This window comes from Arcobacter cryaerophilus gv. crypticus (assembly GCF_002993025.1).
Lineage (GTDB): Bacteria > Campylobacterota > Campylobacteria > Campylobacterales > Arcobacteraceae > Aliarcobacter > Aliarcobacter cryaerophilus_B.
On record NZ_NXGI01000056.1, the window covers coordinates 102,040 to 128,827 of the forward strand.

The following is a 26,788-nucleotide window of genomic DNA, read 5'->3' on the forward strand; positions in this document are numbered from 1 at the left end:
ATGGACTGGGGTAAGGTAACCTATATTTTCTTAACATTGATGTCTTTAACAACAACTGCGGGGTTTTTGTATGAACCAAATATCATAGCCCTTTTTATAGCAGCTGGAGTTAATGTTATTTCTACAATTTTAAAAATTGGTGTAAAAAATCTTCTAGCAGCTGAGCTATTGGCTTGTTCTTTGGTTGCTGATTTACACTTGATTCCTGCATTTTTGGTATTTGTTTTTACAGGAAATATGAATTTAGTTATTGCTCTTGCAATTGGTGCTGTAATTGCAAATATTGTATCAATGATACTTTCTATGATAGAGAGTGCAAAAAATAAAGAAAAGGAAGATTATTAATGGAGTATTTGGCAAAAGATATTGAAAAAAAATGGCAAAAATTTTGGGTAGATAATAAATCTTTTGAACCAAGTTACGATTTTTCAAAACCAAAGAAATATATATTAAGTATGTTTCCATATCCTAGTGGAAGAATTCACATGGGACATGTTAGAAACTACTGTTTAGGTGATGCTTTTGCCAGACATTTTAGAAAAAATGATTTTAATGTACTTCATCCAATTGGTTGGGATAGTTTTGGAATGCCAGCTGAAAATGCTGCTATTAAAAACAAACTTCATCCAAAAAAATGGACTTATGAAAATATAGATTATATGAGAAATGAGCTAAGAAGTTTAGGTCTATCTTTTAGTGAAAATCAAGAGTTTGCAACTAGTGATGAGCTTTATACAAAATATGAGCAAGAGTTTATAATTAAAATGTATGAAGCTGGAGTTTTATATAGAAAAAGTGCAACTGTAAATTGGTGTAATGATTGTCAAACAGTTTTAGCAAATGAGCAAGTTGTTGAGGGTTGTTGTTGGAGATGTGATAATGAAATTATACAAAAAGAGATGCCAGGATACTATGTGGCTATCACAAACTATGCACAAACTTTGCTTGATGATTTAAAAACACTTGAAAATTCATGGCCTTCTCAAGTTTTAACAATGCAAGAGAATTGGATTGGAAGAAGTGAGGGATTAGAGTTTAAATTTGATGTAACAAAAGAGACAAGAGCAAAACTTGATAAGATGTTTGCAAATTTTAGTGTATTTACTACAAGACCTGATACTATTTATGGAGTTTCATATACAGCACTTTCTCCAGAACATCCAATTGTAAAATATATATTAGAAAAAGAGTTGTTGCCAAAAAATAAGTTAAATGCTATTAAAAATATGCAAAAAGTAGCACAAAAAGATAGAGCAATACAAGAAAAAGAGGGAATTGATTTAGAAATTGAAGCAATTCATCCATTAACTGGGCAAAAAATACCAGTTTGGGTTGCGAATTTTGTATTAAGTTCTTATGGGGAAGGTGCTGTTATGGCTGTTCCTGCACATGACCAAAGAGATTTTGAGTTTGCAAAAAAGTATGATTTACCAATAAAACAAGTGATTGTTGGAGATGATGGCTTAATAGAAAAACAAACAGCTGCTTATACAGATGATGGAGTTTTAATAAATAGTGAGAGTTTTACTTCCTTAAAAAATAGTGATGCAAAAAATGCAATAATATATCACTTTGAACAAAATTCAAATGGAAATAAAAAAGTAAATTTTAAACTTAGAGATTGGGGAGTTTCAAGACAGAGATATTGGGGAGCTCCTATTCCATTTGTTCATTGTAAAACTTGTGGCTTAGTTCCTGAAAAATTAGAAAATCTTCCTGTAGCTCTTCCTGATGATGTAGAAATTACAGGAGAGGGCAATCCTCTTGAGCTTCATCCTACTTGGAAACATTGCACTTGTCCAAAATGTGGCGAAAATGCAATAAGAGAAACAGATACTTTGGATACTTTTGTGCAATCATCTTGGTATTTTTTAAGATATGCAACAAATCATAAAAAGTGGCAAACTGAAGGAATTTCAAAAGAAGATAGTGATTATTGGATGGATGTTGACCAATATATTGGTGGAATTGAACATGCTATTTTACACCTTTTATATGCAAGATTTTTCACAAAAGTTTTAAGAGATTTAGGTTATACAAACTCAAGTGAACCATTTAAAAGACTTTTAACTCAAGGTATGGTTTTAAAAGATGGTGCAAAAATGAGTAAAAGTAAAGGAAATGTTGTAGATCCTGATATTTTAATTGAAAAATATGGAGCAGATACAGCAAGAATGTTTATACTTTTTGCAGCACCACCAACAAAAGAGTTAGAGTGGAATGATAGTGCAGTTGAAGGAGCTTATAAATTTATAAAAAGATTTTATGAAAGAGCTGTTAACATAACTTCAAATGGTTTAAAAGAGTTTAAAAACATATCTCAAGATAGTTTAAGTAAAGATGAAAAAGAGGCTAGAAAAAAAGTTTATGAAGCTTTAAATAAATCAAATGAAGTTTTAACAAAAACATATGCTTTTAATACTTTAATCGCTTCTTGTATGGAAGCTATGAACTATTTATCATCACAAAAGAATGAAGCTATTTGGGCAGAAGCTTACTATATTTTAACAAATATTTTAGAGCCAATTATCCCTCATACTTGTTGGGATATATCAAATAAATATTTTGAACTTCAAAACTTTAAAAAGCCTTTAGAGATAAAAAATGAGGTTTTTGAAAAAGATAGTATAGTTTTAGCTGTGACAGTAAATGGTAAAAAAAGATGCGAAATAGAGGTTGCTTTAAACGCTTCAAATGAAGAGGTTTTATCACTAGCTAAACAAAGTGCAAAAAAATGGTTAGAAAATTCTACAATTATAAAAGAGATAGTTGTACCAAATAAACTTGTAAATATTGTAATTAAGGCATAAAATGAGACTTTTAAAACCAATTTCTTTACTTTTAATATCTATTTTATTTTTGACATCTTGTGGATATAGACCATCTGCATACTATGCAAATCAAGAGTTAGGAAAAGATTTATTTGTAAGATTGGATGTAGCACCATCTGATCCAAAAAACTCTGTTTTAGTAAAAGATGCAGTAACGAAGATATTAATTCAAAGAGTTGGTTCTAATATGGTTAATAGTGAATCACAAGCTGATGTTATAATGGATTTAAAAATCGCAAGTGTTGGTTTCTCTACTTTACAATATGATCAAGATGGTTACAATAAATTGTATAAAGCAAATGTTGTAATAGCTGTTAAATATTTTGATAAATCTACATCAAAAACAAAGAATTTTACAGTTGATGGTGAGTATGATTTTGCTGTTGATATTGGAAGTACTATAAACGATACACAAAGATTTGAAGCTATTTCAAAAGCTAGTGATATGGCAGTTACTGATCTTCTTTCAAGAGTTGCTGTTGGTTCTTTTCAATAAAAATGAGTTTAAAAACAAAATCTTTAAGTAGTTTTTTAGAACATAAAACTATGTACTATGACAAAATAGATTTTAGCTTTGTAAATAAAGCTTTCTCTATTTTGGAAAAAAAGATAAAAATACCTTTTGTTATTCATATTGTTGGAACAAACGGAAAAGGAAGTACGGGAAGATTTTTATCTCATTATTTATATAAAACTGGCTTTAAAACTCTTCATTATAGCTCTCCTCATATCAAAAAATTTAATGAGAGAATTTGGATAAATGGAGCTGATGTTAGTGATGATTTGCTACAAAATGCTCATAATTTTCTTCTTAGTATTTATGATGAAGAGTTACTTCAAAAATTAACATATTTTGAATATACAACTCTTTTAGCTCTTTATTTAAGTAAAGATTGTGACTATTTAGTCCTAGAAGCTGGATTAGGTGGAGAGTTTGATGCTACAAATGTTGTAAAAAATGACCTAAGTTTAATCACAACTATAGGACTTGACCATATCTCTTTCTTAGGCGATAGCATAGAAAAAATCGCAAGAACAAAAATGAGAGCAACAAATACAAAGATGATAATAGGTTATCAAGAGTTTAAAGAAGTTTTTGAAGTTGCACAAAAAGTAAAAGAAGAGTTAAAAAAAGAGTTTAATACCAATATTGAAATTCTAAAAGTTGAAAACTTTGATGTAGATTATGATTTTGTTTTTGCTTCATATTTAAAAAGAAATTTGGTACTTAGTATTAGATGTTTAGAAGAGTTACCATTTTTCAAAAATAGTCCTATAAATCTTGATATTTTTAATACAACTTTGCTATTTGGAAGATGTCAAAAAATAGCAAAAAACTTATATATTGATGTTGGACATAACTCTTTGGCTGCTAAAGTTATAAAAGAAGAGTTTAAAGATAAAAAAATAACTCTGATTTATAACTCTTATGAAGATAAAGATTATTTTGAAGTATTAAAAGTTTTAAAACCAATCATAAAAGAGATTTTTATTTTAGATTTAGATGATAAACGAATTGTGAAAAAAGATATTTTGAAGAAGTGTATAAAAGAGTTAGAACTTATTGAGATTGAAAAATTAGCAATGGATTTAGAAAATGATTATTTGGTTTTTGGATCTTTTTTAGTTGTTGAGAATTTCTTGGGAATAATAGGTTATGAAAACAGTTGAGCTTGAGTTAGAAGAGTTATATTTTCAAAAACAAAAGCTTGATGAAAGAATTAAAGAATTAGAAAACTCTTTAAAAAATCAAAAATCAAAAGATAAAAAAGAGTTTTCAAAAGATGAAAAAATAGAGCTTTTTAGAGAACTTTTTATAAGTAGAGCCGATATTTATGCTAAAAAATGGAAGAGTAAAGATGGAAGCAAAGAGGGCTTTTCTGCTGTTAGTAAAACATTTATGGGTGATGATTTTTTGCCTCTTACAAATAAAGATTTAGAAGAACATTTAAGAGGAAATATCTTTTTAGCTTCATATTTAATAAATAAAAATCAAGAGTGTAAATATGTAGTAATGGAACTAAACAGTGAAGATGTTTTTAAGCTTCAAAGAGCTTTGCTAGAGTTAAATATAGTAGCTTCTTACAGTCTAAGCTCATATAATAGTATTTTTGCTTGGATATTTTTTAAAGAAAAAATTTCATCAAATATATCTTTTTCATTTTTATATTTTTTACAAAAAAAAGCAAATATTAGTGTAAAACTCTATCCAAATAGTGAGTTTTCAACTCAAGAAAAATTAGGCTCTTACATAGAACTTCCTTTACAGCTTTTTTATAGAAATAAAAATCGTACAGTTTTTTTGGATATTAATACAAAAAAAGTTTTTCATGACCAGTGGAATTATTTAGCAAATATAAAAAAAGCAAGTAAAGAACAAATTTATAGTTTTGCGCAAGTTTTAAAACCACAAAATATACAAAAAGATTTAAAAACTGTAGATTTTCCACAAAATAGTATAGATATAGTTTTAGATAGCGGAATTAATTTTCCAATACAAAGCTTATCAAAAAGTTTTATAAGTAAATTAAAATCATTTGCTAGTTTTGAAAATCCTCAAATAAAACTACTGCTTAGTCTTAGAAAACCACTATACAATACTCCAAAATATCTAAAAGGTTATGAAGAGAGTAGTGAATTTTTAAAACTTCCTAGAGGTTTAAAAGAGAAACTTTTTGAATATCTAAATTATAATTTAGTTAAATATAAAATAATAGATAATAGAGTTTTTGAAAAAACAAAGACAAAGGAAATTTTATTTACTCTAAGAGCTGAGCAAGAAGATTCTATAAAAGAGATTTTAAAATACGATAGTTCTATTTGTGTAGCTCCTCCAGGATTTGGAAAAACTTTGCTTGGTGCAAAAATATTTGAACAAAGAGCTGTAAAAACTCTTATTATTGTAAATAAAAATATGTTGCTTGATCAATGGATTAGTCGTTTTATAGACTATTTTGGATATAAAAAAGCAGATATCGGATTTTTAGGAAAAAGCCAAAATAGACTTAATGGAAACATAGATATAGCTACAATGCAAAGTTTGAATAATAACCCTGAATTAGTAAAAAATTATACACAATTAATAGTTGATGAGTGTCACCATATTCCAGCACTTACCTTTGAGCAAATTGTAAAAAACTTTAAAGGAAAGTATATTTTAGGACTTAGTGCAACACCAAATAGAAAAGATGAATTAGACCCAATACTCTATCAGCAATTAGGAAGTATATCTTATGAGTACAAAAAGCCAAAGACACATACAAATAGACTTCTTGTAATAAAAACTGAATTTACAAGTAGTGCTGATAATTATGCAGGAATTATAAATGAACTAGTTTCAAATGAAACTAGAAATAGACAAATAGTGCAAACTATAAAAGAGAATATAAATAGAAAAATCTTGCTTTTAAGTGATAGAATAGAACATCTTAATCTTTTAGAAAATATTTTAAAAGAAGAAAAAATAGATTTTGTTAGTGTTCATGGAAGCCAAAATAAAAAAGAGCAAGTAGAAAATATGCAAAAAGTTAAAACAAGTTCACTCATACTTGCTACTAGCTCATTTTTTGGAGAGGGTATAGATTTTCCTCATTTAAACACAATTATTTTTGTAACTCCAATATCTTTTTATGGAAGATTAATTCAGTATTTAGGGCGAATTGGAAGAGGAAATCAAGAGTGTTTAGCTATAGATTTTCTTGATAGTAAAAATGCTATGCTAAATTCAACTTATAAAAAAAGACTTGAAGGGTATAAAGCTATGCATTATAAATAATTATAATAAAAATAAATTTTTTTATATAATTTTTTATTATAATTTAATACTTTTTCATATAAACTCAAAAACAATTTTTTTGAAGGAGTTTTTTATGAAGTTAGTAAAAGTTTTTATAGCGAGTTCGTTGTTATTTGGTTCATTGTTTGCTTCAGAGTTTATATCTTATGATGATTTAAGTAAAAAATTAAAAGAAGAAGCAAAACAATCAGGAACAATGGCAACAACTCAAGAAGTAAAAGATGCTTTAAATGCTAAAGATTGGGCGGTTGTTGATGTACGAACTATGGAAGAGTGGTCAGGAGCTTCTATAAAAGGAAGTTTTAGAGTAGGAAGAGAAACTCCAGAAAAAGCTTTGGAAAATATAGTTTTAGACGATAACGATAAGTTTGCAAAAGATAAGTTAATTGTTGTTTGTAATACAGCTTCAAGAGCAGTTATTGAAGCTCAAGCTTTTAAGCAAATGGGATTTAAAACTGTAAAAGTATATGAGATAAACAAATGGATTGATGAGTGTAATCCAGTTGTTACAAAATATAGTGCTGGTGAACACAAAGATGGAACTAAAACTAAGTTTGGTAGTTATTATGCGGAGCATTGTAAAAAGTAGATAAAGAAGTAGAATAAATTTCTACCTCTTTTATAGAAAAGTTAAGAATAAAATTCAACAGATTTTGATATATTTTTGGCTCTTATTTCATCTTTATTTTTTACAATTTCTCCATCTTCATCAATTCTTATTTTTTGTCTTTGATGATTTGTTTCTTGTTTCTCTTCTTCTTTTGCTAATAACTTTTCTTCTAGTTTTTTTACTCTATTATCAAGGATTATAATCTCATCTAAAAGAAGGTTTTTTTCTATAATTAAGCCATTTGCTTCATTTTTTATTTGCCCCATTCTTTCTTTATAGGCATTTCTCTCTTTTTCGATAATATTGTTAAAATCTTTTAAATTTTTATTCTCTTGCTCAAGAAGAACAATTTTTTTTACTAAAATAAGGTTTTCACTCTTTAGCCTTTCTGAATCTTGCATAGCAAGACGGCTTAGAAGTTCATAGTTCATCAAAAATCCTTTAAATAAAGATTAATATTATATTGTGAAATATAATCATATCAGAAAAATAGGTAATTTAGCATAAAAGTATATTATGTTAAAATCTTACAATTTTTTTTCAAGGTTTATGATGATTACAATTGATGTTTTAGTTTTGTTAGATGTTGTTGGTTTAGAAGATAGAGATAAGTTTGAAAAGCATGTAAAAAAAGAGGGTTTTATAAAAGTAGAGAATGAGGATTTTGTCTATACAGGAAATTCTACAACTACAACTTTTGCTACAAAAGCTTATATTTTGGAAGTTTTTAAAAAAGGTTTACAAAAAAGTGGTTTTGAAGAGGCATCTTTGGTTTTTTTGTTAAATGAAACACCATATCCACCTTATGTATATGATAAAAATACAAATGATTTTGAATTAAGTGAAGCTGATAAATAGTGAAAAATATATATGAATTCTTAAAAAATTTAAAAGATGAAAAAAGTTTAAAAAAGTGCCAACTTCTAATAGTAAACGATGACTCACAAGCTCAAACAGCCTCAAATATAGTATCTTTTTTAGGTTTTAAACCATTTGTTTTGGCTGATTTTAGAGCAAATTTTAAAGATGATTTACTCTCTTTTAGTGATGAGTTACAAGATATTACAAAATCTTTACAAGATTTCTACTCATATAAAAAAGAGGATAAAATACTTATTTCACCTCTTAGAACAATATCTTTTCCTATGCCAAAAAAAGAGTGTTTTGATGAGTTGAAAATTAGTTTTGCTGATAATCTTGATTTGGCTTTGTTTAAAGATAAGCTTTATAATTGGGGATACTATTTTGTAGATATTGTTACAAGTGCTGGAGAAGTTTCTTTAAGAGGAGATATTTTTGATATTGCACCGCTTGGAAGTGATTTTGGATATAGAGTAAGTTTGTTTGATAATGAAGTTGAAAGTATTAGAAAGTTTGATATTGAAGATCAAAAATCACAAAAAGAGGAGCTTGAAAGTTTTACAATTACGCCTGCTTTTTTGGCTTTAAACGAAGATAGTTTTGAAGAACTAAGCTCTAAAATAGAACTCTCTTCAAGTGATGCTTTTGTTAAAGATATTCACTCTTTGGGATTTTGGTATTTAGATGATTTAGCACATTATTTACCACAAAATATGGATTCATTTATTACACAAGAGGCATTAAATGAACTAGATGAAGCATATATTTTTGAAGAAAGAAGGCTAAATAAAGATAAGTTTTTAACTATTCCACAAATATATTCAAGTAAAGAGTATAAAGAGATAAGTCCTTCAAATATAAAAGAGTTTATCTCTTTTCATAAAGATAAAAAAATCACTTTAATAACTACAAGTGAAGCAAGAGTAAAAGCACTTGATTTGCCACTTGATGATAAAGCTATAAAGTATCACTTTAGTGATGAGATAATAAATCTTTTAGGTAACAATGAATTAATAATTTCTTTAAATAAAGAGATAAAGAAAAAGAGAAAAAAAAGAGTAAAACTAGTTGTTGATGAGTTGGTTCTTAATGATTTTGTAGTTCATGAAAAACATGGAATTGGGGTTTACAAAGGAATTGAACCAGTTACTATAATGGGCGGAAAAAGAGATTTTGTAGTAATAAATTATCAAGGTGAAGATAGGCTTTTAATTCCTGTTGAAAATATTGATACTATTGATAGATATGTTGCAGATGGTGAGAGTTATGCGATTGTTGATAAACTTGGTCGTGGAAGTTTTGCAAAATTAAAAGAGAAAGTAAAAGATAGACTTTTTGAAATTGCAAATGATATTATAAGACTTGCAGCGGCACGTGAGCTTGTAAATGGAATAAAAATCTTTGTAGATGATTATTTGATAAAAGATTTTCAAGCATCTGCTGGGTTTAAATATACAAAAGATCAAACTAGAAGTATAAATGAGATATTAGCTGATTTAAGTAGTGGAAAAGTTATGGATAGGCTTTTAAGTGGTGATGTTGGATTTGGAAAAACAGAAGTCGCTATGAATGCTTTACTTGCTGTTATAAATAGTGGATATCAAACAGTCTTTGTATGTCCAACTACACTTTTAGCAACGCAACACTATCACTCAATTTCAAAAAGATTTAAAGAGTTTGGAATTGATGTTTATAAATTAGATGGAAAAACTAGTGCAAAAGAAAAAAGTAATATAAGAAATGGTTTAGAAGATGGTTCTATAAAACTAGTAATTGGAACTCACTCTTTACTTGATGTAAAAACTTCTAATCTTGCACTTGTGATAATTGATGAAGAGCATAAGTTTGGAGTAAAACAAAAAGAGAAACTAAAAGCTCTAAGAGAAGATGTACATATTTTCTCAATGAGTGCAACTCCAATTCCTAGAACTTTAAATCTAGCCTTATCAAAACTAAAAGGAATGAGTAGTTTGCTTACACCTCCTAGTGAGAGATTGGGAGTGCGAACTTTTGTAAAAGAGTATAGTGATGCTTTAATCAAAGAGGTTATTTTAAGAGAAAAAAGAAGAGGTGGACAACTTTTTTATGTTCACAACAATATCGCATCTATTGAAGCTAAGAAAAAAGATTTACTTGAAATAATGCCAAATATAAAAATAGAGATTATTCACTCTCAAATAAAAGCAGATGCTACAGAAAAAATAATAGAAGCTTTTGAAAACAAAGAGTTTGATATTTTACTTGCAACTTCAATCATTGAAAGTGGAATTCACTTACCAAATGCAAACTCAATATTAATAGATGGAGCAGATAGATTTGGAATAGCAGATTTGCATCAATTAAGAGGAAGAGTTGGACGAAGCAATAAAGAGGGGTTTTGTTACTATGTAGTTGAAGATAAGAGCAAAATAACACCTGAAGCTATAAAAAGATTAGTTGCACTAGAGTCAAACTCATATTTAGGAAGTGGAACAGCTTTGGCTCATCAAGATTTAGAAATAAGAGGTGGTGGGAATATTATAGGAGCTGAGCAAAGTGGACATATAAAACAGATTGGTTATGGTTTATATCTTAAAATGCTTGAAGATACTTTGGCAGTTTTAAGTGGAGAAACAAAAACCTCTGAACAAAATATTGATATAAAACTAGCAATTTCTGCATATATTAGTGAAGATTATATAAGCGAAGATAGAATAAGACTTGAACTTTATAGAAGGTTAAGCAAAGCTATAAGCAAAGAGACTTTATATGAAATTGAAGAAGAGATGGAAGATAGATTTGGAAAATTAGATATTCCAACAAAACAGTTTTTAGAGTTAATTTTAATAAAAATTCTAGCTATTGCTAAAGGAATAAATCAAATAAGCTCTTATGAGATGAATATAACTTTTGTCAAAGCTGATGGTATAAAAGAGACAATAAAATCTAGAAGCAAAGATGATGACGATATTATAAGTGCTACTTTACAGTATTTAAGAAAATAAATGATAAAATTACTTTACATTTTTAATAAAAAATCTTATAATGATAAGTAAATTTATCATTATGAGTTAAAGATGAAAAAAATATATGTAAATATAGATAATACAAATGTTGGTGAGTTGTTTTTTGAAAAAGATAAAAATCAATATGGATTTAATTATTTAACAAATTATAAACCAATTTCTTTGATTATGCCTTATAAAAGCTCCTCTTATATTTGGAAATATAAACTTCACCCAATTTTTGATATGAATATGCCTGAAGGTTATCTTTTTGAACTTTTTAAAAACTATTTAACAAAAGAGTATGGATATATCGATGATTTTTTAGTTTTTTCTCATATTTGTTCAAATATTCAAAGTAGATTAACATACAAAAGTGAGTTTGAAAAAAAAGAGTTTTTCTCTTTTGATTTGGATGAAGTTTTGCAAAATGATACACAAGAGACATTTTATAAAATCGTTACAACTTTTTTATCTAAAAATGCAATCTCAGGAATACAGCCAAAATCTTTGGCAATTTTAGAAGATAAAGAGAGTTTAATCGCAAAAGAGTACATAATAAAAACTTGGGCAGATGAATATCCACAACTTGCACTAAATGAGTATTTTTGTCTAAAAGCTATTTTTAAAACAGGAGTGAAAATTCCAAATATAAAAGTTTCTAAAAATGGCAAATTTTTATTAGTAGAGCGATTTAATTATGATAAACAAACTGATAGTTTTTTAGGTTTTGAAGAGATACTTTGTTTACTTGGAAAAAATAAAGATGAAAAATATAGTGGAAGTTATGAACAAATATCAAAAGTTATTTATAGTGTTAGTACTCAAAAACTTGAAGATATGAAAAGCTTTTATAAACTAATAATTATGAATTATTTACTTAAAAATGGAGATGCTCATCTTAAGAATTTTGGAATACTTTATAATAGTGATTTTTCACAAATTTTCTTTGCACCAGCTTATGATGTGGTAAATACTCTTGTATATTTTCCAAAAGATAGACCAGCTTTAAGTATGTTTGGTAAAAAAGTTTGGTTTGGAAAAAAAGAGCTTGTTAAGTTTGGAATACAAAGCTGTTATTTAAATCAAAATGAAGCAAATGAAATATACGAACTTTGTATAAAAGCTTTGAAAAGCTCTATATTTGAACTTGAAGAGTATTTGAAAAGTGATAAAAATTTTGAAGAAATTGGAACAAAGATGTTAAATATTTGGAAACTATCACTTGATGAAAAAACATATAAGGAGATACCAAATGAAACTATATGAAATAGGGCAAAAAATAAAAGTTTTAAGAGAAGAAAAAAAACTTACTCAAGAAAAACTTGCACAAAATTGTGGAATAAGTAGAGTAACTTTAGGCAAAGTTGAAAAGGGTGAACTTGGAAACACAAGTGTTAAAACTCTTGATTTGATTTTAGATAGTTTAGGTTATGAAATAGAGTTTAAAATCAAACAAAACTTTGGACTTCCTAGTTTGGAAGAGTTTTAAAATGGAGATTTTATGCAAGATTTAAAATTTAGAGTATTTAAAAAAGATGATATAAAAGCTGTTGTAGAACTAATAAACAAAGCATATAGAGAAAAAAATCCAAACTCTTGGATAAGCGAAGCTTCCTTGCTTAGTAAAATTAGAGTAAATGAATATATGATAAAAGAAATTTGAAAGTAGGTAAAATTGTTTAAAATATTTCTAATTATCTCAATATTATTTTTAAACTCTTTAGCAAATGATATAAAAACTATTGGCTATAAAGGAGATATAGATTTAGTTTTAGGAGATTTTTCTAAATCAAATCTTGATACTATTTGTGGTTTTTCATATCCAGAGATTTATAAAATTTGGAAAAAGAATCCAACTTTTACTCTTAAAGATATAGAAAATTGTAGTGAATTATTAAAAGAGTATTCGCAAAGTTTAGGTTTTTATAGAGCTAAAATTGATTATGAGATTAAAAATGATATTGCGACAATAAATATATTTAGAAATGAAGCTATAAAAGTTTCATCTATAAAAGTAGAAGATGAGTATAAAAAATTTGTAAATTTTAAAAAAGATGAGGTTTTTATATCTTCAAAATTCACTGAATCAAAAAAAAATATAAGAAAGTATCTAAATGAGAATGGTTATGCAAAAGCAGATATAAATGCAAAAGCTTATGTAAATTTAGATGAGTATAAAGTTGAGTTAATTTACATAATAACAAAAAACAAGCTTCAATATTTTGGTGATATAAATATTCAAAATAGTGCAAATCTTAGTCAAGAGCTTTTACAAAAGCATATTGAGTTTAAAAAAGGAGATATATATAACTCCAAACTTCTTGATAAAACTTATGAAAACCTATATAACTTTGGGATTTATAAAACTATTATAGTTGAGCCAAATCTTAATTCAAATAGTGATTTTATACCTATAAATATAAAATTAGAAGAGGGTTTTTTCAAAGAAAACAGTTTTGGTTTTGGTTATGACACTGATAAAAAATTTAGATTTAAAGCTCAACATAAAAATGAGAATTTTTTAGGAGATTTAAAACAGTTTACAGTAGGAACAAATGTAAATAGCGAAGGCTATGAACTTTATAATAATATCTTTGACCCATATTTTATAAAAGATAATATCTCTTTAAATAATGATATTTCATATGAAAATATGGATTATACAAGTTATTCTCAAAAGAAGATAGAAGATAGATTAACTTTTTCAAAAGAGATTTTCACTTTACCAAATAGTGTTGGATTTTTAGCTGAGCACTCTACAATTGAATCAGATTTAAAAGAGTACAAAAGTGGAACTTATCTTTTAAATTCTTTGTTTTATGAGATTAAATTAGATAGAAGAGATGATAGTTTCAATCCTAAAGATGGGTATTTTTTATCTTTTTATATTGAAGATGGATCAAAATTTATAGGAAGTGAATATGATTATTTAAAAACAGTTTCTGATTTAAAATATATTAAAACTTTTGATAATCTTACTGCTTCTTTTAAAACAAAAATAGGAACTATAGATAGAGATTTGCCTATTTTTAAACACTTTTTTGCTGGAGGTGCATATAGTAACAGAGGATATGCTTATGAAAAAGTTGGTGTAAAAGATAGTGATGATAATCCATATGGTGGGCTTAGTATGATAGATAGTAGTTTGGAATTTGAGTATAATATTTATAAAAATATCGGTATAGTTACTTTTTTTGACTCTACAATGCTTAGTTTGGAATCAAATAACTTTAATGATAAATTCTACAACTCTTTTGGTTTTGGTGCTAGATATTATACTCCAATTGGTCCATTTAGAGTTGATTTTGGTTTTCCAAAAGATGATGGTGGATTTGTATTTCATATAGGAATAGGACAAGTATTTTGATAGTTTTACGAGTTTTAAAATATCTATTGTTTACAATAATAGCTTTATTTTTAGTAGCATTTTTATATCTTATTACATCAAAAGATGTTACACAAAAGATATTTAACTATCTTAGTGTTGAATTTCCTATAAAATATAGCAAAGTTGAAGGAAGCATCTATGAAGGAATTAAAATATATGATTTAAACTACGATGATATGGTAAAAGCAAAAAGTATATATATAAAACCCAATATTATTTCACTTTTATTAAAAGAGATAAATATCTCTGATTTAAAAGTAGAAAGTATAGGAATAGAAGATAAATTAATCTCATTTATCAAAGATATTAACCAAAAGGAAAATGAAAATGACAATAGTAGTTTTGAGTTTCCTTTTTCTTTGTTCATAAAAAATTTTGAACTCTCAATGTATGATTTTTCATACGAAAATCAAAAAATAGATGAGATAGTTTTAAATGCAAAAAATATCAACTCAAATCTTAAAGATAAAATAAGTGCAGATATATTTACAAAAATCAAATCAAACTTAGCGAATCTTGAAGCAAAAGCAGAGATAAAAAACAATTTCTATAAACTTAACTCAAATATTGATTTAAAAGAGTATGCAAAATCAAAAATAGATTTAGATGCAACTGGAGATTTAGAAAAAGTTAGTTTTTCTATAAAAAGTGATGATTTAAGAGTTTTAAACTTAAAAGAGAAAATTGATATAAAAGATATAAAACTTATAGGAAATTATGATATTAAAAATTCTAATCTTGATATTTCAAGTTTAACATCTATTTTAAAATATGAGCAAATTTTTACAAAACTAGATGCAAAAGCGAATCTTTTAAACAATGATTTAGATAGTTTAAAATTTCAAGCAAATTTTTACACAACTATAAAAAAGAGTATTTATAAATCTTTGGATAAAGATTTAATCATAAAATCAAACTTTATAGGAGATTTAAAGCAGATAGAATTTAAAAATATTTTAGAAGAAAATTTCGTAAAAATAGATGATTTTTTTCTAAAAATAGATAGTTCAAATTTAAATGGAGTTGCAAAAATAGATAATAAAAATATAGATATTGTTTCTACTTTTGATGTTTTTACCAACTATGCAAATAAAAAATCGAAGTTTGATTTAAAGTTAAATTTAGATGATTTAGAAAATTTATCTTTAAATTCAAAATCTATTATTGAAAGTTTAAGATATGATAATTTTAATCTAAAAGAGTTGGGAAATATTAATATAAACTCTAGTTACAAAAAAAACTTTTTGAATATTGATTTAAACTCAAAGTATGTAAATATGAATTTAAATACAAAAAATCTCAAAAAGATTATGTTTGATTTAAATATAAAAAATTTAAATCCAAACACTATTTATAAATTAGATAAAAATATAAAAATCTCAAAAATAAGCTCAAATATAAAAGGTGAGTTTGAAGATAATCTTATTTTGAAATCAAATACTATTTTAAATGATAGTTTTGATATAGATATTGAACTAAAAAATAAAAACAACAATCTTGAGGCAAAGTTTCAAAACATATCTTTTGAATCAATTTTAAATAAAAACGGTGAAGCTGTAAATATCAAAACAGATATAAAAGAGCTGAATATATTTGAAAAAGAGTTAAAAAAGATTTTAGAAATTCCAGATTTAAATCTTTTTGGTTTTGCAAATATTAATTTAGAAATATTAAAAAATAGAGTTAATTTTGATATTTTAAGCCCTAAAATTTCTTTTGAAAATCAACATATAGAAAATATAGATATAAAAGGAAATTTTGAAGAAGAGAGAGTTAGTTTTGACAAGATAGATTTTCATATAAAAAAAGCATATGATATAAATTTTAATAAAAAATTTACTCTTTTGAAAAAGGCTTTTTTTAATATATCAAATTTTTCTTCAAACTTTGAGTTTGAGAATATCTCTTTAAATAGTTCAAAAAGTAATCAAGATTTGATTTTAAATATAACTACAAAAGATTTATTTATAGAGCACATTTTGTATGGAAAAGGATTTATAGATTCTAATGTTGATATTAATTTTAAGGAAAATAGTAAAATCTATATATCTGGAGCTTTAAATTCAAATAAATTAGTAAGTTCTTATAATATTCCAGCTTTAAATATTAGTAAAGATAGAGATATAATTATTGTAAGTAGTGAAAATAACGAGATAAAAAAAGATTTTTTCACTAAAAATATTGCACTTGATTTAAAATTTATCTCAAAAGATATTAAATATATTACAAAAAATATAGAACTAAAATTAGATGCCGATTTACAAATCAAAAAAGAGTTTGAAGAAGATTTAAGAATTTTTGGAAGAGTTTCAAATATAAATGGAGTTTTTAGTCAACTTGGGAAAACATATAAAATAGAGAATTCAAATTTACAATTTAGAGGTTTAGAAACTATAAATCCTATTTTAGATATTAAAGCAAATACAAAAATTGATAATGTAGAGATTTTTATTGATATTACAGGGAATATGGAAAATCCTAGATTAAACTTAAAATCAAATCCATCTATGAACTCAAAAGATATTTTGTCTTATTTGATTTTTGGAACAAAATTTTCAAATAGTTCGATGAATGAACAAAATAAAGAGGCACAAGCTTCTTTATTTATATTAAATGAGTTATCAAAAGATTATGTAAAAGAGTTAGGAATTGATATATTACACTTTGATTATGATCCAAAAACTCAATATATAGAGACAACAGTTGGTAAAAAAATAGGTGAAAAAAATCAGATTATAATTAAAAACAAAGCTACAAATGGAGAGTTGATTTTTTTAAGAGAGCTTACAAAACTTTGGAATTTGGAGTTGGGTCTTATGGAAAAGACCCAAAGTATAGATTTAATTTACAAAAAAAGGTATTAAAATTCCATACTATTTCCATCTGGAGATGTTTGATCTATAATTATTTGAGAATCTATATCAGGAAGTGGTGATATATCTGTATAAAGTTCTTCCTTACCCATAAATTCGCCACTATAAACATTGTTTGGTTTTGTAAAAGTTCTTGGTATTTCAGGATGAATCTCAAGATACTTTTTGAAAAAATATGAAAATGCTGGAGCTGCTATTGTGCTTCCTGTTTCTGCTCTTCTCATTGGTGTATTGTTATCATTTCCAAACCAAACAATAGTTTGAATAGATGGAGAATAACCACAAAACCAAGCATCTATATTATCATTGGTTGTACCTGTTTTTCCAGCTAGTTCTATGCCATCAACTGCTGCTCTTCTTCCTGTTCCTTTTGTTACAACATCTCTTAAAATTGAAGTAATTAAATATGATTGCTCGGGAGAGTTAAGCTCTTTTTTTTGTGGTTCAAAGGTTACACTTTTTCCATCTTTATTTACAATTTGTTCTACAATATATGGTTTTACTTGTACTCCATTGTTTGAAAAAATTGTATAAGCTTGACTAAACTCTATTAAATTTACACTCATTGAACCTAAAGTTACAGATAAATTATCAACAATATTTTTAAATCCATATCTCTTTAAATCATCTGTAGTAGTATTTACTCCAACATCTGTTACTAAATTTAAAGTTGAAAGATTTCTTGATTGTACAAGAGAGTCTCTAAGACTTACAATTCCTTGAAAATTTCCACCATAATTTTTTGGTTGCCATTTTTTTTGAACACCACCAACTGTATATGTGTAAGTTCTACCTATATCAAAAAGCTGACTAGCTGGATTATATCCTTCATTTAAAGCAGTTTGATATAAAAATGGTTTTATTGCACTTCCTGCTTGTCTTTTTGATTGGAAAGCTCTATTAAATACTGATTGATTGTAATCAACTCCACCAACCATTGCCAAAATTCTTCCAGTACTACTTTCTAAAGTAAGCATTGCTGCATTTAGCTCTTTTGTAAATGCATCATTATCTGGATTTTTTGAACCATCTCTTATATTTTTATCTCTTTGCATAGCTTCATCGTATGCTTTTTTTATTGCAGCATTTGCAATTTCTTGAGTCTCTAAATCTATTGTTAAATATACTTTGTATCCACCATATAAAATATCAGGAATATCATTTACAAGCTCACTAACAGCATAATCAATAGCATATGGAGCAATATTTTGAGTTAAAGTTTGGTTATAAATAGTTGGAGTTTCGTTTATTGATTCTTCAAATTGTTCATTATTAATCCAACCTAAAGTATTCATTCTTGTTATAACTTGATTTGCACGAGCAAGTGAAACTTGAAGGTTTTTTGTTGGGTCATAAAAACTAGGAGCTCTTGGAAGTCCAACTAAAATAGCTATCTCTTTTAAAGTTAATTCATATAGATTCTTTTTAAAATAACCTTTTGCCGCAGTTTTTACACCATAATATCCATGCCCAAAATATACATGATTTAAATATCTCTCTAAAATCTCCTCTTTTGTAAGAATTGTTTCAAGTCTTACAGCCAATAAAGCCTCTTTTACTTTTCTTATAATCTTTTTTTCTCTACTTAAAAGTAAAACTTTTATAAGTTGCTGAGTAAGAGTACTAGCTCCTTCACTATATCCACCTGATTGAATATTTTTTATAACAGCTCTACTAATTGCATCTGGATTTACTCCAAAATGTTCAAAAAACTGAGTATCTTCAATAGCAACAAGCCCTTCAATAACCCTTGCTGGAATATCATCATAGTTTACATACTCTCTATTTTCATCTTTAAAAGTATTTGCCAAAAGTTTTCCATTTTTATCAAAAAATTGTGTACTTTGTTTTGGATTGTAGTTTACAACACTATCAATATCATCTTTTATCTCTTGATATAAATCGTATAGATATACAAAAGTAATAGCTCCAACAACTACTCCTAAAAATATTATCGCTTTTGTTACAAATTTTAACATCTTAATTCCTAAATTTTTTGTTTTTAAAGCTTGAGTTTAAAAGCTTTTTTGTATATTCGTTTTGTGGATTGTTTAGAACTTCTTGTGTTTTGCCAAATTCAACAACATATCCATTTTTTATAATAACAATATCATCACAAATATCTTTGATTGATTCAATATCATGAGTTACAAAAAGTATATTAATATTTAGCTTATCTTTTAAATCTTTTACAATATTTATAATATTTGTTTTATTTTCAAAATCAAGTGCAGTTGTTGGTTCATCGAGTAAAAGAAGTTTTATATCACGGCTTATCGCTATTGCAATTACAACTCTTTGAATTTGTCCACCACTTATTTGTGAAGGGTATTTTTCTAAAATTTCTAAAGGTAAATCTAAAAGTTTAAAAACCTCTTCTTTTTTTTCATCGCTACAGAAAATCTGATTTTTTATCTTTGTCATAGATGATAGTGATGTAAAAGGATTTTGTGGAATAAATCCAATAGTATCAAAGCTCAATTCAAAATCACTTTTTATACTCTTTTTTACATCTAATGAACTAGATAGAAGACTTAAGATAGCTTTTAGTGTAAGTGATTTTCCACTTCCACTCTCTCCTATTAGAGCCGTTGAACTTTTTATAGTAAAAGCAATATCAACTAAGCTTTTACTATTTAAACTAATTTTTAACTCTTTTATATCTATCAAATTAGTGGTTCATCCATCTCTTTTGGAATAGGAAGTTGCATTAATTTTAAAACAGTTGGTGCAATATTATTTAGGCTTCCATCTTTTACTTTTGTAACATTTGGTGAAATAACAAAACAGTAAACATCCCCAACTGTATGATTTGTAAGAGTATTACCATCTTCATCTTTCATCATCTCACAATTTCCATGGTCAGATGTTAAAACTATATTATAGTTCTCTTTTTTTGCCTCTTCTAAAATAAGCCCAAGTTCATAATCAACAGCTTCAACAGCTTTAATAGCTGCTTCATAAACTCCTGTGTGTCCAACCATATCACCGTTTGCAAAGTTTACAACAATAAAATCAGTTTGGTTTTTCATAGCAAGTTTTACAGCCTCTGCTACTTTTGGTGCTGACATTTGTGGTTGTAAATCATATGTTGCAACATTAGGAGATGGGATTAAAACTCTTGTTTCATTTAAAAATGACTCTTCAACTCCACCATTAAAGAAAAATGTTACATGAGCATATTTTTCAGTTTCTGCTGTATGAAGTTGAGATAAACCAGCATTTGAAATAACTTCAGCTAGAGTATTTGTTGGATTATCTTTTTCAAATATTACAGGAATTTTTACATTTTTATCATATAAAGTCATACTTGCTAATTGAAGTTTTAGCTCTTTTCTTGCAAACTCTTTAAAATCATCTTTTGCAAAAACACTTGAAAGTTCTCTTGCTCTATCGCTTCTAAAATTACAAAAAATAACTCCATCACCATCTTTAATTCCATCATAACCATTTAATGCAGTTGGAATAATAAATTCATCAAATATTTCGCTCTTGTAAGAGTTATCTATAAAATCTAAAATATTATCTTCTATTTTTGGAGTTGCATTTGCAATTGCGTTGTAAGCAAGTTCTACTCTATCCCATCTATTATCTCTATCCATTCCATAATATCTTCCACCAATTGTTGCAATTTTGATATTTTCATTACAAATATCTATAACTTGTTTGATATATATTTTTGCACAATCAGGCGCAACATCTCTTCCATCTGTGATTAGATGAAGCCAAACTTTTTTTCCATAGTTTTCAGATATTTTTGCAAGAGCAATAATATGTTCTATATGAGAGTGAACTCCACCATCGCTTAAAAGTCCTATTAAATGTATATTATTTGAGTTTGATATTGTATTTTTTACAACATCATTATCTTTTAAACTGTTATTTTTAATAGCTAAATGAATTTTTACTAAATCTTGATATAAAACTCTTCCACTTCCAATAGTCATATGTCCAACTTCACTATTACCCATTTGATTATCAGGTAATCCAACATGCTCTCCATAAGTATGGATTAAACTATAAGGCACATTTGAAAAAAGGTAGTCATATGTTGGTTTTTTTGCATTACAAAAGGCATTAAATTTGCAAGAACTATTATGTCCAATACCATCTGTTATAATTAAAACTGTTTTTTTATTCATCGTGTTTAAACCTTTTAAAAACTTAAATATTATATAATCTCGTAATATTTTATCAAATCTAAGGTTTAATTTTGTTTTATTGGCTCTACAGACATTTAGAAATAAACATTTTTCAATATATTTCAGTTCGTGCAGGAATTAGCTTCTTTTTAGCTTTCGTTTTTACAATGTATTTAATGCCAAAATTTATAAGTTGGGCAAAAAACAAAAAAGCTTCACAACCTATATATGAGTTAGCACCACAATCACATCAGGCAAAAGCTGGAACTCCTACAATGGGAGGAGTTGTTTTTATATTTTCTACAATTATTGCAACAATTCTAACAGCAAAATTAAACAATTTTTATATTGTTGGCGGGCTTTTAACACTTGCTTTATTTTCACTAATTGGTATAAAAGATGATTTATCAAAAATTCTAAAAGCAAAAAATAGTGCAGGGCTTAGCGCAAGAATGAAACTTCTTTTACAGTTTGTAAGTGCAGGATTTGTTGTAGCACTACTATTTTATCTTGGACATACAAGTGATTTATACATACCATTTTACAAATTTCCTATATTTGAAATGGGAATTTTAGCTATTATTTTTTGGATGTTTATAATTGTTGGATCATCAAATGCAGTAAATCTAACAGATGGACTTGATGGTTTAGCAACTGTTCCATCAATTTTAGCATTTTCAACTTTATCAATTTTGGTTTATGTTGTTGGTCATATTGGTTTTGCGAACTATTTATTAATGCCAAGTATTAGTATAGCTGGAGAATTAGCAATTATGGGAGCTGCAATTATAGGTGCTTTGATTGGATTTTTATGGTTTAATGCTTATCCTGCTGAAGTTTTTATGGGAGATAGTGGTTCTTTACCTTTGGGTGCATTTATGGGATATTTAGCAATTGTTGCAAAATCTGAGATTTTACTTATAGCTATTGGATTTATTTTTGTTTTAGAGACAGTTTCAGTTATGCTACAAGTTGGTTCATATAAATTAAGACAAAAAAGAGTTTTTTTAATGGCGCCTATTCATCACCATTTTGAACAAAAAGGTTGGAAAGAAAATAAAATAATTGTGCGATTTTGGATAATATCTTTTATGGCAAATCTTGTTGCACTATTAAGTTTAAAGTTGAGATAAAAATGCAAAATTTAAGAATTTTAGGAAAAGGGAAAACAGCACTTGCTTTGAAAAAGAGATTTCCAAATGCTGATTTATATGATGACAATGACTTTGAAATTTTCGATAAAGATTCAAATGATTTAACTATTGTAAGCCCTGGAATGCCACCACATAATAAACTTGTTCTTGCTTCAAAAAATATTATTAGTGATTATGACCTATTTTATAATGAAATGCCTTTTACTATTTGGATTAGTGGAACAAATGGTAAAACTACAACAACTCAAATGTGCCAGTATTTACTTGAAAAATTTGATTCTTGTTATGGTGGAAATATTGGTGTTCCTTTGAGCGGATTAAATAAAGATAAAAAAATCTGGATACTTGAAACATCTTCATTTACACTTCACTATACAAAAAAAGCAAAACCAAATATCTATATTCTTTTACCAATAACTGAAGACCATATTACTTGGCATGGAAGTTTTGATGAATATAAAAAAGCAAAATTAAAACCTTTAGAACTTATGAGTGAAACTGATATCGCTATTATTCCAGCTCTATACAAAGATTTTAAAACATCTGCTCATGTAATAACTTACGATACAAGTGATGATTTATGTAATTATTTTAAAATTGATAAAACTAAAATAAAGTTCAATGAACCATTTTTACTAGATGCTATAATGGCAATTATTTCAAGAAAGATAATATTCGATGATGTGGATTATGATTTAATAAACTCATATAAAATTGATAAACACAAAGTTGAAGAGTTTAGAGATAGTAAAAATAGATTATGGATTGATGATAGTAAAGCAACAAATTATGATGCAACAATAAATGCATTAGTTCCATATAAAGATAAAAATATACATATTATTATTGGTGGAGATGATAAGGGTGCAAGCTTAAAACCTCTTTTTGAAAATATAAAAGATTTTGATATTGTTATTTATGCAATAGGAAGTAATACTCAAAGAGTTTTAAATTACTGTGAAGAGTTTAGAATATCTTGTGTAAAGTGTGAATATTTAGAAGAAGCAGTTAAAAATATAGATAAAAATCTAAAAGAAAATAGTATAGGAATACTTTCCCCCGCAGCAGCTTCTCTTGACCAATTCAAATCCTATGCTCATAGAGGCGATGAATTTAAGAAGTTTGTGAGTAATTTAAGTTAATATTAATAAATTTGACTGTATAATCTCACTCCAATTTGAAGTGGCTCGATAGCTCAGTCGGTAGAGCAAAGGATTGAAAATCCTTGTGTCGACAGTTCGATTCTGTCTCGAGCCACCATTTTGATTTTATGGATGCTGGTGTAGCTCAGTTGGCTAGAGCAGCTGATTTGTAATCAGCAGGTCGGGGGTTCAACTCCCTTCACCAGCTCCATTTTTTAGTCGTGCGTAAGTTTTACAAAACAGCGCTTGACCAGAACAATAATTTTATATGGTGAGGTTGGAGAGTGGTCAAATCCTGCGGACTGTAAATCCGCCGCCTACGGCTTCGAAGGTTCAAATCCTTCTCTCACCACCACGCAAATGTTGCGGGAGTAGCTCAGTTGGCTAGAGCTTCTGCCTTCCAAGCAGACTGTCGCGAGTTCGAGTCTCGTCTCCCGCTCCATTTTTTTATTGATTACTGGGAGCTGAGTTATAATTGCACATTATGTTTATAACTCTACAATTTATACTCCCAATTAATTTAATTTTTAGTATTTTATTAATATAATACTCATCACAATTTGTGAAAACAAATCCCCTCTGAATAGAGAAGCCCTTATTGGCTTATCTACTCAGAGGGCAATTAAGCAAAAATAAAAATAAATTTAGAAGGGGAAATTCCTATGGCAAAAGAAAAGTTTTCAAGAAATAAACCGCACGTAAATATCGGTACAATTGGTCACGTTGACCACGGTAAAACTACTACTACAGCAGCAATATCTGCAGTTTTAGCTGTAAAATATGGTGGAGAGATGAGAGATTACGATCAAATCGATAATGCTCCAGAAGAAAGAGAAAGAGGAATTACTATTGCTACTTCTCATATTGAGTATGAAACTGAAAAAAGACACTATGCACACGTAGATTGTCCAGGTCACGCCGATTATGTTAAAAACATGATTACTGGTGCTGCTCAAATGGATGGAGCTATATTAGTTATCGCTTCAACAGATGGTCCAATGGCACAAACTAGAGAGCATATCTTACTTTCTAAACAAGTTGGAGTTCCTTACATTGTTGTATTCTTAAATAAAGAAGACCAATTAGACCCATCTGATAAAGATGAAATGATAGAATTAGTTGAAATGGAAATTAGAGAATTACTTTCTACTTATGATTTCCCAGGTGATGATACTCCAATCGTTGCTGGTTCTGCGTTTAAAGCATTAGAAGAAGCAAAAACTGGTGCTATTGGACCATGGGCTGAAAAAATCGTTGCATTAATGGATGCAGTTGATTCTTATATCCCAACTCCAGAAAGAGATACAGAAAAAGCATTCTTAATGCCTGTTGAAGATGTATTCTCAATTTCAGGAAGAGGAACAGTTGTTACTGGAAGAATTGAACTTGGAACTATTAAAGTTGGTGAAGAGATCGAAATCGTTGGATTTGGAGATACTAGAAAAACAACTGTTACTGGTGTTGAAATGTTCAGAAAAGAGATGGATCAAGGTCAAGCTGGAGATAACTGCGGAGTTCTTTTAAGAGGTATCAAAAAAGAAGATGTTGAAAGAGGACAAGTTCTTTGTAAGCCAGGAACAATTAAACCTCATACAGAATTTAAATGTGAAGTTTATATTCTTTCAAAAGAAGAAGGTGGAAGACATACTCCATTCTTTAGTGGATATAGACCACAATTCTATGTTAGAACAACAGACGTTACAGGTTCTTGTGTATTAAATGAAGGTACTGAAATGGTTATGCCAGGTGATAACGTTGAGATGACTGTTACTTTAGTTGCTCCAATCGCTCTTGAAAAGGGAACAAAGTTCGCTATTAGAGAAGGTGGAAGAACTGTTGGTGCTGGAGTTATTTCAGAAATCATCAAATAAGGATTCTTTATGGCAGCTGTAAGAATTAAAATAGGATTAAAATGTCAAGAAAGTGGAGATATTAACTACACTACTTGGAAAAATCCAAAAACTCATACTGAAAAGTTTGAAGTTAGAAAATATTGTGCAAGATTAAAAAAACACACTACTCATAAAGAAGTGAAGTTAAAATCTTAAAGACAAACTTGCTTGAGAGAGTTTCTCTCAAGCTTTTGTAGGCTAGTAGCTCCAATGGTAGAGCATCGGATTCCAAATCCGAGTGCTGGGGGTTCGAATCCCTCCTGGCCTGCCACTATTAAAGTTTTTTAAAGAGATTTTGTTAAAGTTTTTTTAAAAAATTTAGTTTAAAATTTAAAATGGAGAAAGATGTGAGCAAAGCTAGTAGCTATATAAATAATGTAAAATCAGAATTAGCTAAGGTTATATTTCCAGTAAAAGCACAAATTAGAACTGCTTATATATCTGTTTTTATTGTTGTTACGGTAATAGCTTTGTATCTTGCTATAATTGATGGAGCAATGTCTTTTACTCTATCTTCAGTAATTAAATAAGGAATAAAAAATGGCACATAAATGGTATGCAATTCAGACATATTCGGGAAGTGAATTATCTGTTAAGAAAGCTATATTAAAACTAGCAGATGAGATGGCTGATGATAGAATTGCTGAAGTATTAGTACCAACTGAAGATTTAATCGAAGTAAAAAAAGGTAAAAAAACTATTATAGAAAGACCTTTATATCCAGCTTATGCTTTTGCAAAGATTGATTTAGATACTGCTTTATGGCATAGAATTCAGTCAATGCCAAAAGTTGGAAGATTCATTGGTGAGTCAAAAAAGCCAACAGCTCTAAGTGATAAAGATATAAATCTTATTTTAGAGAAAGCTAAAAATAAAGCAGCAGCAAAACCAAAAATCTCTTTTGATGAAGGAGAGATGGTAAGAATAAATGAGGGACCATTTGCAAACTTCAACGGAATAGTTGAAAATTTTGATTTAGTTTCTGGATTACTTAAATTAAATGTATCTATATTTGGAAGAAATACTCCAGTTGAAATTTCTTATACACAAGTAGAGAGAATAGTTTAAATTTTTAATTTAGGCATTAGGCAAAGAAACTTGCTTCAACTTAG

General features: G+C 27.7%; 23 protein-coding genes and 5 tRNA genes. 24 read left to right on the top strand and 4 right to left on the bottom strand.

What is annotated here, in order from left to right:
- The 6 genes from CJ670_RS10445 (at position 1) to CJ670_RS10470 (ending at position 7,216) form a co-directional block, all read left to right on the top strand.
- The gene (locus CJ670_RS10445) at positions 1-345 is read left to right on the top strand and encodes a DUF6394 family protein (RefSeq protein ID WP_105911452.1); all 345 of its coding nucleotides are present in this window, start codon (positions 1-3) and stop codon (positions 343-345) included.
- Positions 345-2,810: a leucine--tRNA ligase gene (gene leuS, locus CJ670_RS10450; protein ID WP_105939906.1), complete on the top strand. Its 2,466-nt coding sequence runs from the start codon at positions 345-347 to the stop codon at positions 2,808-2,810. The genes CJ670_RS10445 and leuS overlap by 1 nt, the downstream gene beginning before the upstream one ends.
- A gap of 1 nt (position 2,811) precedes the next feature.
- Positions 2,812-3,327 (top strand): LPS assembly lipoprotein LptE, encoded by a 516-nt coding sequence (gene lptE, locus CJ670_RS10455; RefSeq protein WP_105939907.1) that lies wholly within the window; start codon positions 2,812-2,814, stop codon positions 3,325-3,327.
- 2 nt (positions 3,328-3,329) lie between these two features.
- Positions 3,330-4,502 (top strand): Mur ligase family protein, encoded by a 1,173-nt coding sequence (locus CJ670_RS10460; protein ID WP_228154249.1) that lies wholly within the window; start codon positions 3,330-3,332, stop codon positions 4,500-4,502.
- Positions 4,489-6,606 (top strand): DEAD/DEAH box helicase, encoded by a 2,118-nt coding sequence (locus CJ670_RS10465; protein ID WP_105939909.1) that lies wholly within the window; start codon positions 4,489-4,491, stop codon positions 6,604-6,606. The genes CJ670_RS10460 and CJ670_RS10465 overlap by 14 nt, the downstream gene beginning before the upstream one ends.
- Positions 6,607-6,700: 94 nt before the next feature.
- Positions 6,701-7,216, top strand: coding sequence for a rhodanese-like domain-containing protein (locus CJ670_RS10470; RefSeq protein WP_105939910.1), 516 nt, complete (start codon positions 6,701-6,703; stop codon positions 7,214-7,216).
- 41 nt (positions 7,217-7,257) lie between these two features.
- Here the strand turns inward: CJ670_RS10470 and CJ670_RS10475 are convergent, their stop codons facing one another.
- Positions 7,258-7,668, bottom strand: coding sequence for a hypothetical protein (locus tag CJ670_RS10475; protein WP_105911446.1), 411 nt, complete (start codon positions 7,666-7,668; stop codon positions 7,258-7,260).
- Positions 7,669-7,789: 121 nt separating this feature from the next.
- Here CJ670_RS10475 and CJ670_RS10480 point away from each other — a divergent pair, with 121 nt between their 5' ends.
- The 7 genes from CJ670_RS10480 (at position 7,790) to CJ670_RS10505 (ending at position 17,337) form a co-directional block, all read left to right on the top strand.
- A complete protein-coding gene (locus tag CJ670_RS10480) occupies positions 7,790-8,095 on the top strand; it encodes a hypothetical protein (RefSeq protein ID WP_105939911.1) in 306 nt (101 codons plus the stop codon).
- Complete coding sequence (mfd, locus tag CJ670_RS10485; protein ID WP_105939912.1) at positions 8,095-11,082, top strand: transcription-repair coupling factor; 2,988 nt, start codon at positions 8,095-8,097, stop codon at positions 11,080-11,082. The genes CJ670_RS10480 and mfd overlap by 1 nt, the downstream gene beginning before the upstream one ends.
- A 72-nt stretch (positions 11,083-11,154) precedes the next feature.
- Positions 11,155-12,351: a type II toxin-antitoxin system HipA family toxin gene (locus CJ670_RS10490; RefSeq protein ID WP_105939913.1), complete on the top strand. Its 1,197-nt coding sequence runs from the start codon at positions 11,155-11,157 to the stop codon at positions 12,349-12,351.
- On the top strand, positions 12,338-12,574 hold the full coding sequence (locus CJ670_RS10495) for a type II toxin-antitoxin system RelB family anti-toxin (RefSeq protein ID WP_105939914.1): 237 nt from the start codon (positions 12,338-12,340) through the stop codon (positions 12,572-12,574). Before CJ670_RS10490 ends, CJ670_RS10495 begins: the two co-directional genes overlap by 14 nt.
- A gap of 12 nt (positions 12,575-12,586) precedes the next feature.
- On the top strand, positions 12,587-12,748 hold the full coding sequence (locus tag CJ670_RS10940) for a hypothetical protein (RefSeq protein WP_165785217.1): 162 nt from the start codon (positions 12,587-12,589) through the stop codon (positions 12,746-12,748).
- A 12-nt stretch (positions 12,749-12,760) separates the two neighbouring features.
- A complete protein-coding gene (locus CJ670_RS10500; protein WP_105939915.1) occupies positions 12,761-14,452 on the top strand; it encodes an autotransporter assembly complex protein TamA in 1,692 nt (563 codons plus the stop codon).
- A complete protein-coding gene (locus tag CJ670_RS10505) occupies positions 14,449-17,337 on the top strand; it encodes a translocation/assembly module TamB domain-containing protein (protein WP_105939916.1) in 2,889 nt (962 codons plus the stop codon). Before CJ670_RS10500 ends, CJ670_RS10505 begins: the two co-directional genes overlap by 4 nt.
- Here CJ670_RS10505 and CJ670_RS10510 read toward each other — a convergent pair.
- From CJ670_RS10510 to gpmI, 3 genes are read right to left on the bottom strand one after another with little or no spacing between them, the layout of a single operon-like run.
- A complete protein-coding gene (locus CJ670_RS10510; RefSeq protein ID WP_105939917.1) occupies positions 17,334-19,325 on the bottom strand; it encodes a transglycosylase domain-containing protein in 1,992 nt (663 codons plus the stop codon). The genes CJ670_RS10505 and CJ670_RS10510 overlap by 4 nt on opposite strands.
- Before the next feature lies 1 nt (position 19,326).
- Complete coding sequence (locus tag CJ670_RS10515) at positions 19,327-20,016, bottom strand: ATP-binding cassette domain-containing protein (protein ID WP_105939918.1); 690 nt, start codon at positions 20,014-20,016, stop codon at positions 19,327-19,329.
- The gene (gpmI, locus tag CJ670_RS10520; RefSeq protein WP_105939919.1) at positions 20,013-21,488 is read right to left on the bottom strand and encodes a 2,3-bisphosphoglycerate-independent phosphoglycerate mutase; all 1,476 of its coding nucleotides are present in this window, start codon (positions 21,486-21,488) and stop codon (positions 20,013-20,015) included. The genes CJ670_RS10515 and gpmI overlap by 4 nt, the downstream gene beginning before the upstream one ends.
- A 71-nt stretch (positions 21,489-21,559) precedes the next feature.
- On the opposite strand from gpmI, the gene mraY reads away from it, so the two are divergent.
- The 11 genes from mraY (at position 21,560) to nusG (ending at position 26,744) form a co-directional block, all read left to right on the top strand.
- Positions 21,560-22,621 (top strand): phospho-N-acetylmuramoyl-pentapeptide-transferase, encoded by a 1,062-nt coding sequence (gene mraY, locus CJ670_RS10525; RefSeq protein WP_105911436.1) that lies wholly within the window; start codon positions 21,560-21,562, stop codon positions 22,619-22,621.
- A gap of 2 nt (positions 22,622-22,623) precedes the next feature.
- A complete protein-coding gene (gene murD, locus CJ670_RS10530; RefSeq protein WP_105939948.1) occupies positions 22,624-23,784 on the top strand; it encodes a UDP-N-acetylmuramoyl-L-alanine--D-glutamate ligase in 1,161 nt (386 codons plus the stop codon).
- Between the two features lie 42 nt (positions 23,785-23,826).
- Positions 23,827-23,902: transfer RNA gene (locus CJ670_RS10535), tRNA-Phe, on the top strand.
- 16 nt (positions 23,903-23,918) lie between these two features.
- Positions 23,919-23,995 (top strand) — tRNA-Thr (locus tag CJ670_RS10540).
- A 59-nt stretch (positions 23,996-24,054) separates the two neighbouring features.
- Positions 24,055-24,139: transfer RNA gene (locus tag CJ670_RS10545), tRNA-Tyr, on the top strand.
- Between the two features lie 10 nt (positions 24,140-24,149).
- A tRNA-Gly gene (locus CJ670_RS10550) sits at positions 24,150-24,226 on the top strand.
- 220 nt (positions 24,227-24,446) lie between these two features.
- Positions 24,447-25,655: an elongation factor Tu gene (tuf, locus tag CJ670_RS10555; RefSeq protein ID WP_105939920.1), complete on the top strand. Its 1,209-nt coding sequence runs from the start codon at positions 24,447-24,449 to the stop codon at positions 25,653-25,655.
- 9 nt (positions 25,656-25,664) lie between these two features.
- A complete protein-coding gene (gene rpmG, locus CJ670_RS10560; protein WP_105939921.1) occupies positions 25,665-25,832 on the top strand; it encodes a 50S ribosomal protein L33 in 168 nt (55 codons plus the stop codon).
- Between the two features lie 39 nt (positions 25,833-25,871).
- Positions 25,872-25,947, top strand: a tRNA-Trp gene (locus tag CJ670_RS10565).
- A 76-nt stretch (positions 25,948-26,023) separates the two neighbouring features.
- Positions 26,024-26,206 carry a preprotein translocase subunit SecE gene (gene secE / locus CJ670_RS10570; RefSeq protein WP_105911434.1) on the top strand — a complete coding sequence of 61 codons (183 nt, stop codon included), beginning with the start codon at positions 26,024-26,026 and terminating at the stop codon, positions 26,204-26,206.
- A gap of 10 nt (positions 26,207-26,216) precedes the next feature.
- On the top strand, positions 26,217-26,744 hold the full coding sequence (gene nusG / locus CJ670_RS10575; RefSeq protein ID WP_105911433.1) for a transcription termination/antitermination protein NusG: 528 nt from the start codon (positions 26,217-26,219) through the stop codon (positions 26,742-26,744).
- Positions 26,745-26,788: the final 44 nt, after the last annotated feature.